Genomic DNA, 19,532 nt, shown 5'->3' with positions numbered 1-19,532 from the left:
TACGGCGCGGGAGCCGAGGCGAGGGGATCACGGCGCGGAAACCACGGCGCGGGAGCCACGCGCGGAATCGCGGCGCGGGAATCGGATCGAGAGACCGTGGTGAGCCTGGCGAGCCCCGGAAGCACCCGCGGGCCGCGGCGCCGGGACAGGACCCTCAACCTGTCCGGCACCGCAGCCCGGAGCTGACATCGGCCGGCCCGTTTCCGGGCGGGATGTGTCCCCATGTGCGGTAGGGGCACGGTCCCGTCCTGGGGCCGGTCGATCGGAGGCCTCGGCGCAGTCAGGGCAGAGAGCGCTTTCGGCCTCGTTCCGCTCCCCTGTGCGGGGAGAGCGGAGGATCGGAGTCTGGGGCGATTCCCAGAAGTTGCCACACCAGGCAATTCTGGACTAGACCATTCTGATCTGTCCATGCTCGCGCAGGCACAACAAGTACACCGTACGCCGGTAGGCTCCCATACGTGCCCTCCATGAACGACCTCGTACGCCAGCACACCGCTCTCAGCGACTCCGACCTGGAGTGGCTGCATCTGCTGGTCTCGGAGTGGCAGCTGCTCTCCGACCTGTCCTTCGCCGATCTCGTCCTGTGGGTCCCCACGCTCGACGGCACCCGATATGTGTCGGTCGCCCAGATGCGTCCCAACACCGGACCCACCTCCTACCAGGACGACATGGTCGGCCACCTCGTGCCGCGAGGACGTCGCCCGATGCTGGACTCCGCCCTCGACGAGGGCCGGATCGTCCGCGAGGGCGACCCGGAGTGGCGCGAGGAGGTGCCGGTACGCGTGGAGTCCATCCCGGTGCGCCGCGAGGGCCGGGTGCTCGGCGTGATCGCCCGCAACACCAACCTGCTGACCGTACGGACCCCCAGCCGGCTGGAGCTCACCTACCTGCAGAGCGCCTCCGACCTCGCCCAGATGATCGCCGCAGGATCGTTTCCCTTCCCCGGCCAGCAGGTCGACATGGACGCCTCGCCGCGCGCCGGCGACGGGCTGATCCGGCTCGACGCCGACGGCGTCGTCCAGTACGCCAGCCCCAACGCGCTCTCCGCCTACCACCGGCTCGGTCTCGCCGCCGACCTGGTGGGCCACCACCTCGGTCAGGCCACCGCCGAACTCGCGCCGGCCCGCGGCCCGGTGGACGAGGCCCTGGTCAAGCTCGCCAGCGGCTGGGCGCCACGGGAGTTCGAGGTCGAGGGCAACGACGGCGTCATCCAGTTGCGCGCCATTCCCCTCAAGCCCAAGGGGACGCACATCGGTTCGCTCGTGCTGCTGCGCGATGTGACCGAGCTCCGCCGCCGGGAGCGCGAGCTGATCACCAAGGACGCCACCATCCGGGAGATCCACCACCGGGTGAAGAACAACCTGCAGACCGTTGCGGCGCTGCTCCGGCTCCAGGCCCGCCGGATGGACTCCGAACAGGGCCGCGAAGCCCTCAACGAGGCCGTACGCAGGGTCGGTTCGATCGCGATCGTGCACGAGACGCTCTCCCAGAACCTCGATGAGCGGGTCGAGTTCGACGAGATCGCCGACCGGGTGCTGGCCATGGTCGCGGAGATCGCCCCGGGCAAGGTGACCACCCGCCGCACCGGCCGCTTCGGCATCCTGGACGCCGAGGTCGCCACCCCGCTGTCGATGGTGCTCACCGAAATCCTGCAGAACGCCCTGGAGCATGCCTTCGCCCCGGGGGAGCACGGCACGGTCGAGGTCGGCGCGGTGCGCGGCGGCAGCCGTACGGAGCCGCGGCTGCTGGTGACCGTCCAGGACGACGGCCACGGCCTGCCCGAGGAATTCGATCCGCAGCGTGCCGGGAACCTGGGGCTGCAGATCGTACGGACCCTGGTGGAGGGGGAGTTGGGCGGGAAGTTCGACATGGTGCGGGCGCCCGAGCGTGGCACCCAGGTGATCCTCGACGTCCCCGTCCGCCCCGAGAAGCAGCAGCACTGAGAAGCGGCATTGAGAAGCGGCGCGGGAGGAGTGCGGAGCGGTGGCACCGGAAGCGCGCCAGTGGAACGCTGCACCGGGACGCCCCCCCCCGCACCCGCCCTGAACAGCAACAAGCCCCGGACCCATCTGGTCCGGGGCTCAAAGCTCATATCGCGATGCCATGACCGCCCAGGCAATGCCGCTCTGGGGAAGCATCGGGGGTACTGCGCGCTGCGGCTCGGGGGCCACGGGGTGTCTGGCTCAGGCGCTGGCGTTGCGCGCCCGGTTACGAGCCGCACGGCGCTTCATGGCGCGGCGCTCGTCCTCGCTCAGACCGCCCCAGACGCCGGAGTCCTGACCGGACTCAAGCGCCCACTGCAGGCACTGCTCCATGACGGGGCAGCGGCGGCAGACAGCCTTGGCTTCCTCGATCTGCAGCAGCGCAGGACCGGTGTTGCCGATAGGGAAGAAGAGCTCGGGGTCTTCTTCGCGGCAAACGGCGCGGTGACGCCAGTCCATGGCTGCTCCATCTCCTCGTGTAACGGGAACGTGCTTGTGAATGTGAACGCTTTCACGAATCCCTCCACAAGTGAAGGCCCGTAACCCAGTTGTGAACGAACTGGGGCGGTCCTGTGGAATGAGGAGGATTCGGGCTCTCAAGGGGGCCGGTGAAGCGGCCGTCCCGATCGCCATGAAGAGACTCGCAAACCTCGGCGGCGGATACAACCCCTTGCGGAAAGTTTTTTTTGATTCCTTGGTGTCGCCTAGCTCACAGCCGTCATTCCAGGGGGTGGAAGTCAGCCTAAACGTTCGAGTGAAAGGACTTTAGGCCCTACTGCTCACACAATCACACGCAGTGCACGGCGAACGCCTGTGAACGTCACACTCGTCCGCAGTCCCAGGTGATCGCCGTCCATCTGAAAGGGCAGTAGCACCTGTGATTGCAAGGTGAAGTCCGTCAGATCGCGCAGGGACACCGCGTGCTTGCCATGGGGGCCGCGGTCGGCGGTTGACGTCAGCAGTTGTGCCGCGTATCGGGCCGCCGCCGGGTACGAGAGCTTGCTCAGGGCGAAGAGGTCCAGGGCGTCGTCGAAGGACGCGCCGGGGGACGGGTAGACCGGGCGATTGCCCAGGTAGGTCCAGGGGGCGGTGTTGCAGATTATGGCCATCGCGAGGCCCTCGACGACCTCGGTGGAGCCCTCGGTGGCGCCCGGCCGTTCGAGGGTGATGGTGCCGTGCCGACGGTTCGCCTCGCCCATGAACTGCCGCACGACCTGTCGCACGTACAGGGCGTGGGTCGAACGCTTGCCGCGTTCGCGCTGCTGCTCGACGCGGCCGACGACGCCCGCGTCGAAACCGAAGCCCGCGCAGAACGTGAACCAGCGGGCCGGGACGCCCTCGTCGTCGGTGCCCGGGGTGCCCGAGGCCAGTCCCAGGCCCACGGTGCGCTCGGTGCCGTCGCGCAGCGCGTCCAGGAGGGCGCCGGTCGCCTCGACGACGTCGTTGGGCAGCCCGAGGGCGCGGGCGAAGACATTGGTGGAGCCGCCGGGGACAACCGCCAGCCGGGGGTGCGAGTCCGGATCGGGGCCGTTCGTCAGCAGACCGTTGACGACTTCGTTGACCGTGCCGTCGCCGCCGAGTGCCACGACCAGTTCGGTCCTGCCGTCCTCGGCCGCCTGTTGGGCCAGGTCACGGGCGTGCCCGCGGTATCTCGTCTCGGCGACCTCCAGTGTGAGGTCACTGGCGAGCGCGTGCGTGAGTACGTCACGGGTGCGGGCACTGGTGGTGGTTGCTGCGGGATTGACCACGAGAAGTGCGCGCATGTGCAGCAGCCTACCTACCCGCAGGTACCCCATTCGATCCACGGTCCGTCTCCGGGGTGGCCCGGTGATCGACAGCGTCGCCGCTACCCTTTCCCGGGTGAGCAGCAAGCAGAAGCAGTCCGCGTCCCGCGCCACCGGCACCCCCGCCGTGGCCCCGACCACCGCGCCGGCCGACCCGCGACCTGCCCGGCTGAGCGCCGCCGCGGCGCTCACCGCCGTCGAAGGGCTGGCGCTGGCCGCCATGGGCGCCTACATGCTGATCATGGGACTGGCCGGTTCGCCGGACAGTCCCCGGCAGGCGGAGATGGGCGGGCTGACGATCCTGGCCCTGGCCGCGCTGCCGCTGGTCGCCGCACGCGGGCTGTGGCTGCGCCGGCGCTGGAGCCGGGGTCCCTCGTTGATCACCCAGATCGTGGCGCTGCCGGTGGCCTGGACACTCGTCAAGGGCGGCGGCGTGCTGATCGCGGCCGGGGCCGGACTGGCGGTGGCCGCGCTGGTCGTGCTCGTGCTGCTGGTCAACCCGACGGCCACCGAGGCGCTGGGCATCGGGCCCCGGGAAACGGAGTAGGCGGGGCCCGTAAGGACCCCGCCCGGCCGCGAACCCGGCGACGCCGGGTTCGCTCCCCGGTCGTCCCGCCGTTGTTCCTCTATTCCTCGACGAGCAGTTTGTCGCGCAGTTGGGCGAGGGTGCGCGCCAGCAGCCGCGAGACATGCATCTGGGAGATGCCGACCTCCTGGGCGATCTGCGACTGCGTCATGTTGCCGAAGAAGCGCAGCAGCAGGATCTTCTTCTCGCGCGGCGGGAGGTCCTCCAGCAGCGGCTTGAGGGACTCGCGGTACTCCACACCCTCCAGCGCCTCGTCCTCCGCGCCGAGGGTGTCGGCGACGGCGGGGGACTCGTCGTCGGTGTCCGGGACGTCCAGCGAGAGTGTGCTGTACGCGTTGGCCGACTCCAGGCCCTCCAGGACCTCCTCCTCGGAGATCCCGATGTGCTCGGCCAGCTCATGGACCGTGGGGGCACGGCCGTGCCGCTGGGAGAGCTCGGCGGTCGCGGTCGTCAGCGACAGCCGCAGCTCCTGGAGGCGACGCGGGACGCGGACCGCCCAGCCCTTGTCGCGGAAGTGCCGCTTGATCTCGCCGACGACGGTCGGGGTGGCGTAGGTGGAGAACTCCACCCCGCGCTCCGGGTCGAAGCGGTCCACCGACTTGATCAGCCCGATGGTGGCGACCTGGGTCAGGTCGTCGAGGGGCTCGCCGCGGTTGCGGAAGCGGCGGGCCAGATGCTCGACCAGCGGGAGATGCATCCGGACGAGCGTGTTCCGCAGCTCCGCGCGCTCCGGAGAACCCTCGGGAAGCGTGCGCAGCTCGTGGAAGAGCGACCGGGCGCCGCTGCGGTCATGCGGATCCGGGACATGCTGAGCCTCGTTCGGCTTCTGTTCGGGGGCCGGCGGATCGTGCCGCTGCGCCTGCTGCCCCTGCTGCTCGCTCTGGTCCATGTGGTCTGCCCGCTCTGCCTGCTCCGCCGCGTCCAACCGGCCGCCGTGGTCGTCTGGGCCCACCGGATGCGGGCGGGCCTGCTGGTCGGGGATGGTCACACCGGGCGCCATCCGCGCGCCGCGTTCGAGATCTTTCACGGGGCCCCCTGTTCGGTCATGACGGTCCGGGACCGGCGCCGCGCTCCTTGTAAAGGCTGATGGTGACCGTACGGTCCTCGGCGACGGTGGAGTCGACCTTGCCGGCCAGTGCGGAGAGCACCGTCCAGGCGAAGGTGTCGCGCTCGGGGGCGCGGCCGTCGGTCGTCGGTGCCGAGACGGTCACCTGCAGTGCGTCGTCGATGAGGCGGAAGACGCAGCTGAGCACGCTGCCGGGGACGGCCTGTTGCAGCAGGATCGCGCAGGCTTCGTCGACCGCGATACGCAGATCCTCGATCTCGTCAAGGGTGAAGTCCAAGCGGGCTGCGAGTCCGGCCGTGGCCGTACGCAGCACGGACAGGTAGGCACCCGCAGCGGGCAGTCGGACTTCCACGAAGTCCTGCGACCCGGGCTCGCCTGCGATCTGGGACACCCTCACCTCCAAGGTGGCACAAGCTGGTTGAGCTGGTATGCGTGAACAGTTCGAGTGGTGCGCGACAGCCGCGCCGGTCGTCTTCTGCTCCGGTTTCCTCTCCGGATGAAGGGAGAACGATCCGGCGCAGCTCATGGTTCGCTGTGACGCTATCGCGATCTGCGGGCCGGTGTCGCCCGGAAGGAGCAGGGCCCCCTCCGGACCACCATCCTGCCCACGGTCGACGGACATCGTCACCGCTCGTCGATGTCACTGATGGTAAAACCGCGGGCACACACTGTGGGTAGGGGTGTGCACTATCAAATCCGTATCGATTACGCTCCGTTGACGCGCGCGGAGCCGGCGAGTGTGTGGAGCGCATCTCCAGTGAGCCGGAAGACCGTCCATCCGTCCATGGGCTGAGCGCCGATCGACCGGTAAAAACCGATGGACGGTTCATTCCAATCCAGGACTGACCACTCGAAACGATCGTAGCCGCGGGTCGCACAGATCTCCGCGAGGGCCGCCAGCAGCGCCTTGCCGTGGCCGTCGCCGCGCGCCTCGGGCCGTACGTACAGGTCCTCCAGATAGACACCGTGCGTGCCCGTCCAGGTCGAGAAGTTCCGGAACCACAGGGCGAAGCCCACCGGCGCGGCATCCGCCTCTCCGTCCGCCTCCGCGATGAGCGCGAAGGCCGCCGGCTGGTCGCCGAAGAGGGCCTCCTTCAGCTGGGGCTCGGTGGCCCGGGCGGCCTCGGGGGCGCGTTCGTAGGCGGCCAGTTCGCCGATCATGGCGAGGATGACGGGGACGTCGCCGGGGGTCGCTGCGCGAATCATGCCGCAAGGCTAAAGGGGTGTCCGGAAGCGCCTCACACCAGGAGCTCGTCTCACACCAGGAGCTCGTCGACGAAGCACCAGCGCCAGGAGGCGCCCGGTTCGAACGACCGCATCACCGGGTGGCCGGTCTCCTGGTAGTGCGCGGTCGCGTGCCGGTACGGGGAGGAGTCGCAGCAGCCGACATGGCCGCAGACCAGGCACAGCCGCAGCTGCACCGGATGGCTGCCGACGGCCAGGCATTCCGGGCAGGTGGTGCTCAGCGGGGCCGGCTCGGCGCGCGGGAGGTCGAGAACGTGCGTGCACTCGCTCATGATCGCCAGGTTAGATCGCAGGGACGGATGGTGAAGAACGAGCGGACGGGGCGGGCCGATGACTGTGGTGCCGCTGTTGCTGCTGGTCGCGGGGAGTGCGGCGGTCGCCGGGGTGGCGCGGCGTACGCCGGTGCCGGCGCCGCTGCTGCTGGTCGCCGCCGGACTGGCGGCCTCCTTCATCCCCGGCGTCCCGGACTACACCCTCGATCCGCACATCGTGCTGCCGCTGCTGCTGCCGCCCCTGCTGCACACCGCGGCCCTGGACAGCTCGTATCTGGACCTGCGGGCCAATGTGCGGCCGGTGGCGCTGCTGTCGGTCGGCTATGTCCTCTTCGCGACCGTGGTGGTCGGCCACGCGGCCCACCTGGTCATCCCGGACCTGCCACTGACCGCGGCGCTCGTCCTGGGCGCCGTCGTCGCACCGCCGGACGCCGTCGCGGCCACCGCCATCGCCCGCAGACTGGGGCTGCCGCACCGGATCACGACGATCCTCCAGGGGGAGTCGCTGGTCAACGACGCCACCGCGATCACCGCCTACAAGGTCGCACTGGCCGCGGCCGTCGGGATCGGCGCCACCTGGGGCGGCGGCATCGGGGAGTTCGCCGTCGCGGCCCTGGGCGGGGTGGGGACCGGCGTGGTCCTGATGGTGCCGCTGCACTGGCTGCGTCTGCGGCTGCGGGACTCGGCGCTCCTCTCGCTGCTCATCCCGTTCGTCGCGTACGCGGCCGCCGAGGAGGTCGGCGCCTCCGGGGTGCTCGCCGTCGTCGTGGTCGCCCTCTACCTCGGCCACCGCAACTGGCAGGTCGACTTCGAGACCCGGCTCCAGGAGGAGGCCGTCTGGAAGATGGTCTCCTTCATCCTGGAGTCCGTGGTCTTCGCGCTGATCGGGCTGCAACTGCCGGTCGTGCTGCGCGACCTCGGGGACGTCAGCGGGGCGCAGGCGGTGTGGTACGCGGCCGTGGTGTTCGCGGTGGTCGTCGTGGCGCGCTTCGTATGGGTCCTTCCCGCGACCTTCCTGCCGCGTGTCCTGTCGGCCCGGATCCGCGCCCGGGAGCCCGGGACGAACTGGACGGCGCCGGTCGTCGTCGGCTGGGCCGGGATGCGCGGTGTGGTGTCGCTGGCCATCGCCTTCTCCATCCCGGCCACCGTCCACGGGGGCGGCGCGTTCCCGGCCCGCAACCTGGTGCTCTTCCTGACCTTCAGCACCGTCATCGGCACCCTCGTCATCCAGGGCCTGACACTGCCGCCGCTGATCCGTGCCCTGAAACTGCCCGCCCGGGACCTCCAGGCCGAGACGCTCGCCGAGGCGCAGGCGCAGAACGAGGCGTCCCGGGCGGCCGAGGCACGCCTGGACGAACTGCTGGAGGACCGCCGCAACGCCCTGCCGGGACCCCTCTCGGACCGGCTGCGCACCGTCCTGGAATCGCGCCGCAACGCCGTATGGGAGCGCCTGGGCACGGTCAACGAGGAGACCGGGGAGACCGCCGACGAGACCTACCGGCGGCTCGCGCGGGAGATGATCGACGCCGAGCGGCGGGTGTTCGTCGAGCTGCGCGACGCCCGGCGGATCGACGACGAGATGCTCCGGACGCTGCTGCGCAGGCTGGACCTGGAGGAGGCGGCCGCGTACCGGGAGGGGGGCCGGCTAGGAGGCTGATCAGGGGCTTCAGGGCGAACCCGTGATCACGGCCGCGACGGTGCTGCCCGGAGGGAAGGCGCCCTCGTCGGCCAGCGTCGTCAGGCCGAGCAGCAGCTTGGCGACGTAGACGCGTTCCAGCGGCAGGCGGTGCCGGTCCTCGAAGGCGTCCGCGAACGCGTCCAGTTCGGGGGTGCGGCGGGCGTAGCCACCGCAGTGGAACCGGTCGTCGAGCCGCCAGTCGCCGCATCGCCCCCCGAAGGCCGCGCGCTGGAGCTCCTCGACCGTCTCCTGGAGGAAGTGCGGGCTGCCGCCCTTGAGGACGGGGAAGCCGAGGGCGCTCTGGCCCAATCCGAGCCCGGCGGCGAGACCGGCCAGGGTGCCGCCGGTGCCGCAGGCCACCGCGACCGTGTCCGCGGCCCGGCACAGCTCCCGGCCGAGCTGCGAACAGCTTTGTGCGGCAAGGGCGTTGCTGCCGCCCTCCGGTATGACCTGGAAGGCGCCGAAGCGGTCGTGCAGGGCGGCGATGACATCCGGGGCGGTCTTGCGGCGGTAGGTGCCGCGGTCGACGAAGTGCAGCCGCATGCCGTCGGCGGCGCAGCGGGCCAGGGACGGGTTGAGCGGTGCGTCGGCCAGTTCGTCGCCGCGGACGACACCGATGGTGGTGAAGCCGAGGAGACGGCCGGCCGCGGCGGTGGCACGCAGATGGTTGGAGTAGGCGCCGCCGAAGGTCAGCAGGGCACGTGCACCGGCCGCGGCGGCGGCCCGCAGATTGGGCTCCAGTTTGCGCCACTTGTTGCCCGGCAGATCGGGGTGTATCAGGTCGTCCCGTTTGAGCAGCAGCCGTACGCCGCGGCGCGCGAAGGGCGGGTCCTCGATTTCCTGCAGGGGGGACGGCAGGCACGGCTGCAGCGTGGCGGGATCGGGCGGAACGGGGCTGGTCACAGGCCCCATTGTCACCCGTCGCCCAAAGCCGGGTCGGCCGGCGGCCCGGCCCGTGGGGCACCCGTCCGCCCGCTCACTTCAGCCGTGCGGCGATCCGCTCCCGCAGCCCGTGCATCGACAAGCCGCGCGGATCGACCTTGCCCGGCTGCCACTCCAGATGCCCGAGCACCGAGCGCTCCGTCCAGCCGTGCGCCCGGCAGATCGCCGCCGCGGCCTTCTCCAGGGCCTCCACCTGGGGCTCGGGCCAGGGATCTGTCCCGTCGCCGAGGTTCTCGCACTCGAAGCCGTAGAAGGCGCGGTTGCCGTCGGCGTCGGACTCGTTGTCCGGCGGCAGCCGCTTCTCCGCGATCACCGCACGCAGGACGTCGCCGTCGCCACGGCCCGCGTGATTGGCGCGGCCGCAGCCGACCAGATGCACCGTGCCGTCCTTGGTGATCACGCCGTGGCACAGCGGCCCCGGCAGGTCCGCGTGCCCGTCGTAACAGAGCCGGACGGTGGCCTCGGCGCCGGACGTCGCGGTGTGGTGCACCAGGACGCCGTGCACCGGCCCCCACGGCCCCTTGGCGTTGCGGTGGTGCGTCTGCCACCCGTCGACCTCGACGACCCGTAGCCCCTCGGCCTTCAGGGCGCCGAGGAATCCGGTGGCGGACAGCGGTACGGACATGGACCCACTCCATCGGTGCGCGGCGGTCGCCGGCCGCGTACCGCCTCATGTCTCGCTTTTACGGGATGGCCCGCGTCGATGGAGTGGAACGCCGTGAATCGGACTCGATCGGAGCTGTGCGGGACGAGCGGGACTGGGGCGCCGGGGGAGCGGCTCTCGGTGCGCTACCCGCGCAGGAAGCCGTCCCCGTGGGTGCTGATGTGTGCCTCCAGTGCGTTCAGCGCCTGCTGCGTCGCTTCTTCCGAACCACTGCCCCGCTTCTCGGCGTAGTACGCGGCGCCCAGCTTCTTCAGCAGGTCGTTCCCGGCACGCATCGCCTGCACTTCTTCGACCTTCTGCTTGCCCTGGTCCAGCCCGTGACGGGCCTGCTCCTTGGCGCGGTCGAGGAACCCTGCCATAACTGCCTCCATGAAGGTCGGTGTCGTAAGGTTCAACGGCCCGGACGGCCGCCGCGTTCCCGTGCCACGCTGGTGCACATGGACGAGGAGCGCGATACGAGTGGGCCGCACGGCGCATCCGGCGTGACGCGTGCGGGGTATCGCGAGCGGGCGTCCCGGCTGTCCGGGGCGGTGCTGCGGACGAAGACGAACTCCGCCTCGCCCCGGCGCGGTCGGTGCTGCCCGACGGCTGCACGGATCTGATCTGGAGCCAGGGGCGGCTGCGGGCGGCGGGCGCCAGGGGAGAGACGCGTCAGACTTGTCAGGGCTCTCCGGTCGCTGCGCCCGGACCGTGGCGCTCGCCGCCGCGCTCGCCCGTGGCAGGCCCCTCGCCGAGGTCGCCCGTTCTGTGTCGCTCGTCGAACGCCGGCTGCACCGCCACAGCTTGGACGTGTTCGAATACGGCCCCAAGACGCTCGCCTGGGTGCTCCGGCTCGTCCGCGCCCTGGAGCCGGCGCGCGACGGGATGCCGTACGCCGAGGTCGCGGCGCGCGCCGGATGCGCGGATCAGGCGCATCTCGCGCGCGAGGTGAAGTCGCTGGCGGGGGCCCCGATGGGGGGCCTCCTCGGGCCGGGTTAACGTTTCCGCCATGGACTACCAGGCCGTTCTTGAGGAGGTAGCGGCCTGCGCGAGGCCGTATGTGGGACAAGGCCGTGTCGCCGACTACATTCCGGCGCTGGAGCGGGTGTCCGCGGACCGCTTCGGGATCGCGTTGGCCGATATCAACGGCGCGGTGTACGGCGTCGGCGACTGGCAGGTCCCGTTCTCCGTGCAGTCCATCTCCAAGGCGTTCTCCCTGGCGCTGGTGATGGCCCATGCGCATGGTGACGACGACATCTGGAAGCGGGTCGGCCGCGAGCCCTCGGGCACGCCGTTCAACTCGCTGGTCCAATTGGAGTGGGAGAACGGCATCCCGCGCAATCCGTTCATCAACGCGGGCGCGCTGGTGGTCACCGACCGGCTGCAGTCCCTCACCGGGGACGCCAGCACGACGATGCTGCACTTCCTGCGGGAGGAGAGCGGCAACGAGGACCTCGCCTTCGACCAGGCGGTGGCCGGCTCCGAGGCGGACCACGGCGACCGCAATGCCGCCCTGGCGCATTTCATGGCGTCCTTCGGGAACCTGGAGAATCCCGTTCCCAGCGTCATCGAGCACTACTTCTGGCAGTGCTCGATCGAGATGAGCTGCCGGGATCTCGCCACCGCCGGCGGCTTCCTGGCGCGCCACGGGCTGCGTGCCGACGGCAGCCGGCTGCTGGAGGCGCGCGAGGCCAAGCGGATCAACGCGGTGATGCTGACCTGTGGCACGTATGACGCGGCGGGGGAGTTCGCGTACCGGGTGGGGCTGCCCGCCAAGAGCGGTGTCGGCGGCGGCATCATCGCGGTGGTTCCCGGGCGGTGCACGCTGTGCGTCTGGAGCCCGGGGCTGGACGCCCGCGGCAACTCGGTCGCGGGGGCGGCGGCGCTGGATCACTTCACGACGTTGACCGGGTGGTCGGTGTTCTGAGGGGCCGCCCGTGCCTCCCAGGGGCCTGCTGGCGTTGTGGCCTGTGTTCCGTCGGCGCATCGTTGGCGTAGGGAGGTGCACCGCCATGGAGCACGAGATGCGGGCCGAGTACGAGGAAGGCGTGCCGCCCCACGTGGACGCGCCGGTCAGGATCTGGCACATGGTCCGGATGGACGGGACCGTAGCGATGTGCGGAAAGCCGCTGGATCCGGCCGCCGCCACCCAGTCGGCCGACGCATGGGGCACGCCTCAGGGACAGCCGTTCTGCAAAACCTGCGGTGCGATCTATCTGCGCGAGCATCCCCAGGACACCGGGTGACCGCTGCGCTCGGCTTGCTCCCCACGTTGTCGGCTGTTCCGCCGTGAGGGGGTCGCCTGCGGCGGGCCTGCGCCCCACGTTGTCGGCTTTCCCGCCGTGGGGGTTGCGCCTGCGGCGGGCGTGCGCCGTTTTCGGCTGTCCCGCCGTGAGGGGTTTGCCTGCGGCGGGCGTGGGTTTTCGGGTGCGGTGACGGGCCTCCGGACTCCGTCCTGCGGCCCGTCCCCTCCCGACGGTGGGTGGGAAGAGGCCGGTGGGGGCCATGTGGCCTGTCGGGTGGCTGTGGTCGCGCCCACAGGGTGCAGATGACCGGCTACGTGTACCCCCACCGGTCTTCTTCCGCACCCCTTCGGGAGGTGCCGGTCCGCAGGACGGAGTCCGGAGGGCCGGCACCGCTGCCGAACAGCCCCGCGCAGCGGACCACTGCCCGCCGCGTGGGGGTACCTCCCACGCCCTTCAGGCAGTGGGGGAGCAACGGCGGGACAGCCAAAAAGTCGGCGCACGCCCGCCGCAGGCGCCCCCCACGGCGGGACAGCCGACAACGTGGGCGCGGGCACAGCGCAGCGGACACTCACGGGCAGCCGATGACCTGGCCCGCGTACGAGAGGTTGCCGCCGAAGGCGAACAGCAGGACGGGGGCGCCGGAGGCGATCTCGCCGCGTTCCACCAGCTTGGAGAGGGCGAGCGGGACGGAGGCGGCGGAGGTGTTGCCGGAGTCGGTGACATCGCGGGCGACCACCGCGTTGACCGCGCCGATGCGCTCGGCGACCGGCTCGATGATGCGCAGATTGGCCTGGTGCAGGACCACGCCCGCCAGGTCCTCGGGGCGGATGCCGGAGCGTGCGCAGACCTGGCGGGCGATGCCCGGCAGCCGGGTCGTCGCCCACCGGTAGACGGTCTGGCCCTCCTGGGCGAAGCGGGCGGGCTCGCCCTCGATACGGATCGCGCCGCCCATCTGCGGGACCGAACCCCACAGCACCGGACCGATCTCCGGTTCCGGGGACGCGGTGACGACCGCGGCCCCCGCGCCGTCGCCGACCAGGACACAGGTCGTACGGTCCGTCCAGTCGACCACGTCGGTGAATTTCTCCGCTCCGATGACCAGCGCGTTGGTCGCGGAACCGGCCCGGATGGCGTGGTCGGCGGTGGCCAGCGCGTGGGTGAAGCCGGAGCAGACGACGTTGAGGTCCATCGCGGCCGGCGCGTCCAGGCCGAGCCGGGCGGCGACCCGGGCCGCGGTGTTGGGGCTGCGGTCGGTGGCCGTGCAGGTCGCGACCAGCACCAGGTCGATGTCGTGCGGGGCGACGCCGCCGGCCGCGAGCGCCTTGGCCGCGGCCGCGGACGCCATGGAGTCCACCGTCTCGTCCTCGGCCGCGATATGGCGGGTGTGGATGCCGACCCGACTGCGGATCCAGGCGTCGTCGGTGTCCACGATCCTGGCGAGATCGTCGTTGGTGAGCACCTTGGACGGCTGGTAATGGCCGAGAGCCAGGACGCGTGACCCCGTCATGAGTTCCCCTGTGCTGGGCGGGTGGGACGCGACAAGTCTCACCCGTGGCCACCGCCGGGCGGTTGCGCGATCCGCCAATCTTCGGGCGCCAGAACTGGAGAGATCCGATGCCACGCCCTGCCCACGGGCCTCCCCGCCGTGTAAGGAGGACGCACACGGCGGGGAGGCGTGCCGCGGAGGCTTCCCGCTACCGGACCGATGCCCGGAAGCGCCGCAGCCGCAGGCTGTTGCTGACGACGAAGACCGAGGAGAAGGCCATCGCGGCACCCGCGATCATCGGGTTGAGCAGTCCGGCGGCGGCCAGCGGGAGCGCCGCGACGTTGTAGCCGAACGCCCAGAACAGGTTGCCCCGGATGGTGCCCAGGGTGGCGCGGGCGAGCCGGATGGCGTCGGCCGCGACGCGCAGATCGCCCCGTACGAGGGTGAGGTCGCCGGCCTCGATGGCGGCGTCGGTGCCGGTGCCCATGGCCAACCCCAGGTCGGCGGTGGCCAGGGCGGCGGCGTCGTTCACACCGTCGCCGACCATGGCGACCGACCGGCCCTCGGACCGGAGGCGCTGGACGACGGCCACCTTGTCCTCGGGGAGCACCTCGGCGATCACCTCGTCGATGCCGACCTCGGCGGCGACCGCCGCGGCGACGGCCTTGTTGTCGCCGGTGAGCAGCACCGGGGTCAGGCCCAGCGCGCGGAGCCTGCGAACCGCCTCGGCGCTGGTGGGCTTCACCGCGTCCGAGACGACGAGCACGGCACGTGCCGCGCCGTCCCAGCCGACGGCGACCGCGGTGCGGCCCTCGGCCTCGGCCTCCTCCTTGGCGGTGACCAGCTCGGGCGGCAGCTGCTGGCTCCACTCGTCGAGCAGCCGCTCACGGCCGACCAGGACGGCGTGCCCCTCGACGATGCCCTGGACGCCGAGTCCGGGGACGTTCGCGAAGTCCTCCGGGACGGGCAGGGCACCGGACGGCTCGGCCTCCTCGGCGGCGGTGGCGATGGCACGGGCGATCGGGTGTTCCGAGGAGTGCTCCAGGGCGCCGGCCAGCCGCAGCGCCTCCTCACGGGAGGCTCCGTCGGCGAGGTGGACGGCGGTCAGGGTCATCACGCCGGTGGTGACGGTGCCGGTCTTGTCCAGCACGATGGTGTCGGCTTTACGGGTGGACTCCAGGACCTCCGGCCCCTTGAGGAGGATGCCCAGCTGGGCTCCCCGGCCCGTACCGGCCATCAGCGCGGTCGGCGTGGCCAGGCCCAGCGCGCACGGGCAGGCGATGATCAGGACCGCGACGGCCGCGGTGAAGGCGGCCACCGCCCCCTCGCCGGTGCCCAGCCAGTAGCCGAGGGTGCCGACGGCGAGCGCGATCACGACCGGGACGAACACCGCGGAGATCCGGTCGGCGAGCCGCTGGGCCGCGGCCTTGCCGTTCTGGGCGTCCGCCACCAGCCGTGCCATCCGGGCGAGCTGGGTGTCCGCGCCGATCCGGGTCACCTCGACGACCAGCCGCCCGCCCGCGTTGACGGTCGCGCCGGTCACGCCGTCACCGGGGGAGACCTCGACCGGGACGGCCTCGCCGGTGAGCATGGCGGCGTCGATGGCCGAGGAGCCCTCGACGACCTGCCCGTCGGTGGCGATCTTTTCTCCGGGGCGGACGACGAACTGGTCGCCGACCGTCAACTCCGCGACGGGGACACGGACTTCGCGTCCGTCCCGTAGGACAGCCACGTCCTTGGCGCCAAGCTCCAGCAGCGCCCGCAGCGCCGCGCCCGCCTTGCGCTTCGAGCGTGCCTCGAAGTAGCGCCCGGCCAGGATGAAGGTGGTGACACCGGCCGCCGCCTCCAGGTAGATGCTGCCGCCGCCGTCCGTGCGCGCGATGGTCAGCTCGAAGGGGTGCGTCATGCCGGGCATGCCCGCGGTGCCGAAGAAGAGGGCCCACAGCGACCAGCCGAGCGCGGCGAGCGTGCCCATCGAGATCAGCGTGTCCATCGTGGCGGTGCCGTGCCGCAGATTCGTCCAGGCGGCCTTGTGGAACGGCCAGGCGCCGTACGCCACCACCGGGGCGGCAAGGGTCAGCGACAGCCACTGCCAGTTGGTGAACTGCAGCGCCGGCACCATCGCCATCAGGACGACGGGGAGCGAGAGGGCGAGGGAGAGGAACAGCCGCTGGCGGAGGACGGCGAGGGCGTCGGCGGGCGGGCCCGCACCCTCCGCGTCGGCCTCCGTGGTGGCCGGTTCGGGGGCGGGCGGCTCGGGGAGCGCGGCGGTGTAACCGGTCCTCTCGACGGTGGCGATCAGATCCGCGGCGTTGACCTCGCTGCCCTCGGCGACCGCGACCTGCGCCTTCTCGGTGGCGTAGTTGACGGTGGCGGTCACGCCCGCCATTCGGTTGAGCTTCTTCTCGATCCGGACCGCGCACGAGGCGCAGGTCATACCGCCGATCTCCAGCTCGACGCGCTGTTCTCCGATCGCGGTGGTCATGACGGCTGCTCCTCTGGGTGCTGGGAGTGCGGTATGGGCGGGGCGGTCCGCTGCTGGGCCGGGGCGTGGCGCACGGGGCCGTCCCGGCCGGTGGTGCCGGCGCCGAACGCGCGGCCGAGCCCGAAGCCGGCGGCGAGAACGACGAGCAGGATCAGAACATAGCCGCCGAGCTTGACCGGGGTGGTCAGGGCCGTCATGGCGTACTCCTCCTCGCGGGCTGTGGGACGACGGCGGCCACCGTCGTCCACTGGCCGGAACGGTATACCCCCTTGGGGTATTCCCGCACCCCGTCGTTTCTCACGCCCGCGCCACTCATCCCTTGGGCGGGCCGTCCTCCGCCCCCGCCGCCCGGGTCGCCCGCTCGCCCATCGCCCGCAGATACGCGGCCAGCTCCGGCGGCTCGTGCACGGTGAACTCCCAGCCCAGCATGGCCAGCCGGAACGCCAGCCACTCCAGCGAATCGGGTCTGCTGTGCACCCGGCAGGACCCCTCGTCGACCGGTTCCACCCGGCCCGCCGCCGGGCCGCCCAGCCGGTCGGCCACCTGCTCGGCCGGCGCGTACACCGTCGCCACCGCCCGATGGACCGAGGCCATGCCCTGCATCCGGTCCCGGATGTACGCGCCCGCGTCGGCGGCGGGCAGCTCGCGGGGCGAGGTCCGGACACCGGTGGCGAACGGCTCGCTCAGCCGGTCCACCCGGAAGATCCGCCAGTCCTCGCGGTCGAGGTCGTACGCGACGAGATACCAGCGGCGGGCCGCCGCGACCAGTCGGTGCGGCTCCACCAGGCGCTTGGTGCGCGCTCCGGCGCGTGCCTCGTACCGGAACCGCACCCGTTCGTGGTTGGTGATCGCCGCGGCCAGCACCGTCAGATGCTCCGGGTCGACGGTCGGGCCGTCGCCGGCCGGCATCGGGACGGTGGCCGTGCCGAGCGTGCCCACCCGCCGCCGCAGCCGGGCCGGCAGCACCTGTTCGAGCTTGGCGAGGGCCCGTACGGACGCCTCCTCGATGCCGTCGATGGTGTGCCCGGCGGTCGAGCGCAGACCTACGGCGATGGCCACCGCCTCCTCGTCGTCCAGCAGCAGCGGCGGCATGGCCGTCCCCGCGGCCAGCCGGTAGCCGCCGTCCGCGCCCATCGTGGCGTGAACGGGATAGCCCAGGTCGCGCAGGCGCTCGATATCGCGGCGGATCGTCCGGGGAGTGACGCCCAGCCGCTCGGCCAGCTCGCTGCCGGGCCAGTCGCGGGGGGTCTGCAGCAGGGACAGCAGATTCAGCAGGCGTGCCGATGTCTCACTCATGCGTCGATGATGACCGCAGAAGTAGGACCATTTCTGTCCTACACGGCATTTAGCGTCGAGGACGCACGCCGCGGACGACCCGGCCGAGACCCCCTGCGGCGCCTTACCGATCGAACGCCCCTCACCTCCCGTTCCCAGGAGAACGCATGACCACGACCGTGCCCGCAGCCGCCGAGGCGGCCGACCGCAGACGCTGGACAGCGCTCGCCGTCGTCCTGACGGCGACCTTCATGGACCTGGTTGACGCGACCATCGTCAACATCGCCATCCCGAGCATCCAGCGCGACACCGGCGCGACCTTCAGCGCCGTGCAGTGGGTCACCGCGGGCTACGCCCTCGCCTTCGCCATCGGCCTGATCACCGGCGGCCGGCTGGGCGACATCTACGGCCGCAAGAAGCTGTTCCTGCTGGGGATGGGCGGGTTCACCGTCGCCTCCGCGCTGTGCGGACTCGCCGTCAGCCCCGGCATGCTGGTCGGCGCGCGGGTGCTGCAGGGGGCGATGGCCGCACTGATGGTGCCGCAGGTGCTGGCGATCATCCATGTCAGCTTCCCGGCCCGGGAACGCGGCAAGGTCTTCGGGATGTTCGGCGCGGTGATCGGCCTCGGCGCGGTCTGCGGCCCGCTGATCGGCGCGCTGCTCACCGAGGGCGATCTGTTCGGTCTCGCCTGGCGCCCGATCTTCCTGATCAACCTGCCCGTCGGGATCGCCGGCATCCTGCTCGGCCGCCGTTTCATCGGCGAGTCCAAGGCACCCGCCGCGCTCCGTCTCGACCTCGTCGGCACGGCGCTGGCCACCGTCGGCCTGCTGTTGATCCTCTACCCGCTCACCCAGGGACGGGAGTCGGGCTGGCCGGTGTGGGGCTTTGTGTCGATGGCCGCGGGCCCGCTGGTGCTCGCGGTGTTCGTCCGCTACGAGCGTGCCAAGACCCGTAAGGACGGCTCACCGCTCGTCGAACTCTCCCTCTTCAGGGTCAAGACCTTCGCGGCGGGCGTCGGCGTCCAGCTGACCTTCGGCGCCGCCTCCGGCCTCTTCTTCCTCGTCTGGACGCTGCACATGCAGCTGGGGCTGGGCTGGGGGCCGCTGCACGCCGGGCTGACCGGGGTGCCGTTCTCGGTCGCCTGCTCGGCCGCGGCCGGGATGTCCGTGCAGAAGCTGGTCCCGCGCTTCGGCCGTAAGGTTTTGCAGGCCGGCGCGCTGATCATGTTCTCCGGCGCGCTGCTCTACATCTGGGAGGCCGGGCACTACGGAACCGCCCTGCAGTCCTGGCAGATGGCGCCGGCGATGGTCCTCCTGGGCGGCGGTATGGGCCTGATCGTCGCGCCGATCACGAATTCGGTGCTCTCCGAGGTGCCGGCGCAGCACTCCGGATCGGCGTCCGGCATCTTCAACACCACCGGCCAGCTGGGTATGGCCATGGGCCTGGGGCTGTCGTCGGTGGCCTTCTTCGAAGTCGTCGGCGGCCCGGGGGAGACGGGCGGCGCGGCCGCCGGGGCCGCGCTGGGCGCCGGGTTCATCGACGCCACCGCCAACGCCCTGTGGTGGGTCTCGGGCGGCCTGGTCCTCGTCTTCGGGCTGCTGTTCCTGCTGCCCCGGAGGGTACGGACGCAGAGCGCGGCGGCGGAGGTGGCGGAGGCGACGTCGGCCGCTGAAGCCGGAGCGGCCGTCGACGAGACCGGGAAGGAGCAGCCGGTCCTGGTTTCCTGAGTCGGCGGGCCCCGTCTGAGTGGCGAGCCAACCGCGTGGCGGGCCGGCTGTGTGGAAAACACAGCCGGCCGAACGGTGCCGCACCCGGCATCGCAGGCCTGACGCCAGGCGCAGC

At 71.4% G+C, this 19,532-nt stretch carries 20 protein-coding genes; 7 read left to right on the top strand and 13 right to left on the bottom strand.

Annotated features, from left to right (window positions below; translation table 11 throughout):
- Nucleotides 1-467 precede the first annotated feature (467 nt).
- On the top strand, nt 468-1,943 hold the full coding sequence (locus K9S39_RS16130; RefSeq protein WP_248868797.1) for a sensor histidine kinase: 1,476 nt from the start codon (nt 468-470) through the stop codon (nt 1,941-1,943).
- Nucleotides 1,944-2,183: 240 nt separating this feature from the next.
- Here the strand turns inward: K9S39_RS16130 and K9S39_RS16125 are convergent, their stop codons facing one another.
- On the bottom strand, nt 2,184-2,441 hold the full coding sequence (locus K9S39_RS16125) for a WhiB family transcriptional regulator (protein ID WP_003983230.1): 258 nt from the start codon (nt 2,439-2,441) through the stop codon (nt 2,184-2,186).
- A 320-nt stretch (nt 2,442-2,761) separates the two neighbouring features.
- Nucleotides 2,762-3,745, bottom strand: a complete 984-nt coding sequence (locus K9S39_RS16120) for a diacylglycerol/lipid kinase family protein (protein WP_248864056.1) — start codon at nt 3,743-3,745, stop codon at nt 2,762-2,764.
- A 97-nt stretch (nt 3,746-3,842) separates the two neighbouring features.
- On the opposite strand from K9S39_RS16120, the gene K9S39_RS16115 reads away from it, so the two are divergent.
- Complete coding sequence (locus K9S39_RS16115; RefSeq protein WP_248864055.1) at nt 3,843-4,313, top strand: hypothetical protein; 471 nt, start codon at nt 3,843-3,845, stop codon at nt 4,311-4,313.
- Between the two features lie 79 nt (nt 4,314-4,392).
- Here the strand turns inward: K9S39_RS16115 and K9S39_RS16110 are convergent, their stop codons facing one another.
- From K9S39_RS16110 to K9S39_RS16095, 4 genes are all read right to left on the bottom strand, one after another.
- The gene (locus K9S39_RS16110) at nt 4,393-5,352 is read right to left on the bottom strand and encodes an RNA polymerase sigma factor SigF (RefSeq protein WP_248868795.1); all 960 of its coding nucleotides are present in this window, start codon (nt 5,350-5,352) and stop codon (nt 4,393-4,395) included.
- 43 nt (nt 5,353-5,395) lie between these two features.
- The gene (locus K9S39_RS16105) at nt 5,396-5,809 is read right to left on the bottom strand and encodes an ATP-binding protein (protein WP_248864054.1); all 414 of its coding nucleotides are present in this window, start codon (nt 5,807-5,809) and stop codon (nt 5,396-5,398) included.
- A gap of 314 nt (nt 5,810-6,123) precedes the next feature.
- The gene (locus K9S39_RS16100; RefSeq protein ID WP_248864053.1) at nt 6,124-6,624 is read right to left on the bottom strand and encodes a GNAT family N-acetyltransferase; all 501 of its coding nucleotides are present in this window, start codon (nt 6,622-6,624) and stop codon (nt 6,124-6,126) included.
- Between the two features lie 50 nt (nt 6,625-6,674).
- Nucleotides 6,675-6,935, bottom strand: a complete 261-nt coding sequence (locus K9S39_RS16095; RefSeq protein ID WP_248864052.1) for a UBP-type zinc finger domain-containing protein — start codon at nt 6,933-6,935, stop codon at nt 6,675-6,677.
- Between the two features lie 58 nt (nt 6,936-6,993).
- Here K9S39_RS16095 and K9S39_RS16090 point away from each other — a divergent pair, with 58 nt between their 5' ends.
- Nucleotides 6,994-8,592 carry a Na+/H+ antiporter gene (locus tag K9S39_RS16090; RefSeq protein ID WP_248864051.1) on the top strand — a complete coding sequence of 533 codons (1,599 nt, stop codon included), beginning with the start codon at nt 6,994-6,996 and terminating at the stop codon, nt 8,590-8,592.
- Between the two features lie 9 nt (nt 8,593-8,601).
- On the opposite strand, the gene K9S39_RS16085 is transcribed toward K9S39_RS16090, so the two are convergent.
- The 3 genes from K9S39_RS16085 to K9S39_RS16075 form a co-directional block, all read right to left on the bottom strand.
- Nucleotides 8,602-9,525 (bottom strand): 1-aminocyclopropane-1-carboxylate deaminase/D-cysteine desulfhydrase, encoded by a 924-nt coding sequence (locus K9S39_RS16085; RefSeq protein WP_248864049.1) that lies wholly within the window; start codon nt 9,523-9,525, stop codon nt 8,602-8,604.
- 64 nt (nt 9,526-9,589) lie between these two features.
- Nucleotides 9,590-10,180 (bottom strand): N-acetylmuramoyl-L-alanine amidase, encoded by a 591-nt coding sequence (locus tag K9S39_RS16080; protein ID WP_248864048.1) that lies wholly within the window; start codon nt 10,178-10,180, stop codon nt 9,590-9,592.
- 164 nt (nt 10,181-10,344) lie between these two features.
- Nucleotides 10,345-10,578, bottom strand: coding sequence for a hypothetical protein (locus K9S39_RS16075; protein WP_248864046.1), 234 nt, complete (start codon nt 10,576-10,578; stop codon nt 10,345-10,347).
- A gap of 298 nt (nt 10,579-10,876) precedes the next feature.
- Between K9S39_RS16075 and K9S39_RS16070 the strand changes: the two genes are divergently transcribed.
- From K9S39_RS16070 to K9S39_RS16060, 3 genes are all read left to right on the top strand, one after another.
- A complete protein-coding gene (locus K9S39_RS16070; protein ID WP_248864045.1) occupies nt 10,877-11,197 on the top strand; it encodes a helix-turn-helix transcriptional regulator in 321 nt (106 codons plus the stop codon).
- 10 nt (nt 11,198-11,207) lie between these two features.
- A complete protein-coding gene (locus K9S39_RS16065) occupies nt 11,208-12,125 on the top strand; it encodes a glutaminase (RefSeq protein ID WP_248864043.1) in 918 nt (305 codons plus the stop codon).
- An 85-nt stretch (nt 12,126-12,210) separates the two neighbouring features.
- Nucleotides 12,211-12,444: a hypothetical protein gene (locus K9S39_RS16060; protein WP_248864042.1), complete on the top strand. Its 234-nt coding sequence runs from the start codon at nt 12,211-12,213 to the stop codon at nt 12,442-12,444.
- 568 nt (nt 12,445-13,012) lie between these two features.
- Here the strand turns inward: K9S39_RS16060 and K9S39_RS16055 are convergent.
- From K9S39_RS16055 to K9S39_RS16040, 4 genes are all read right to left on the bottom strand, one after another.
- On the bottom strand, nt 13,013-13,951 hold the full coding sequence (locus tag K9S39_RS16055; RefSeq protein WP_248864040.1) for a beta-ketoacyl-ACP synthase III: 939 nt from the start codon (nt 13,949-13,951) through the stop codon (nt 13,013-13,015).
- A 187-nt stretch (nt 13,952-14,138) separates the two neighbouring features.
- Entirely contained in the window at nt 14,139-16,415 is a 2,277-nt protein-coding gene (locus tag K9S39_RS16050) for a heavy metal translocating P-type ATPase (RefSeq protein ID WP_248864038.1), read from the bottom strand.
- The gene (locus K9S39_RS16045; protein ID WP_248864036.1) at nt 16,412-16,612 is read right to left on the bottom strand and encodes a hypothetical protein; all 201 of its coding nucleotides are present in this window, start codon (nt 16,610-16,612) and stop codon (nt 16,412-16,414) included. The genes K9S39_RS16050 and K9S39_RS16045 overlap by 4 nt, the downstream gene beginning before the upstream one ends.
- Before the next feature lie 115 nt (nt 16,613-16,727).
- The gene (locus tag K9S39_RS16040; protein WP_248864035.1) at nt 16,728-17,711 is read right to left on the bottom strand and encodes a helix-turn-helix transcriptional regulator; all 984 of its coding nucleotides are present in this window, start codon (nt 17,709-17,711) and stop codon (nt 16,728-16,730) included.
- A 146-nt stretch (nt 17,712-17,857) separates the two neighbouring features.
- On the opposite strand from K9S39_RS16040, the gene K9S39_RS16035 reads away from it, so the two are divergent.
- A complete protein-coding gene (locus K9S39_RS16035) occupies nt 17,858-19,417 on the top strand; it encodes an MFS transporter (RefSeq protein WP_248864033.1) in 1,560 nt (519 codons plus the stop codon).
- The last annotated feature ends 115 nt before the right edge of the window (nt 19,418-19,532 follow it).

Origin of the sequence: Streptomyces halobius, assembly GCF_023277745.1 — a bacterium.
Lineage (GTDB): Bacteria > Actinomycetota > Actinomycetes > Streptomycetales > Streptomycetaceae > Streptomyces > Streptomyces halobius.
This window is presented reverse-complemented; position numbering and strand designations above follow the sequence as displayed.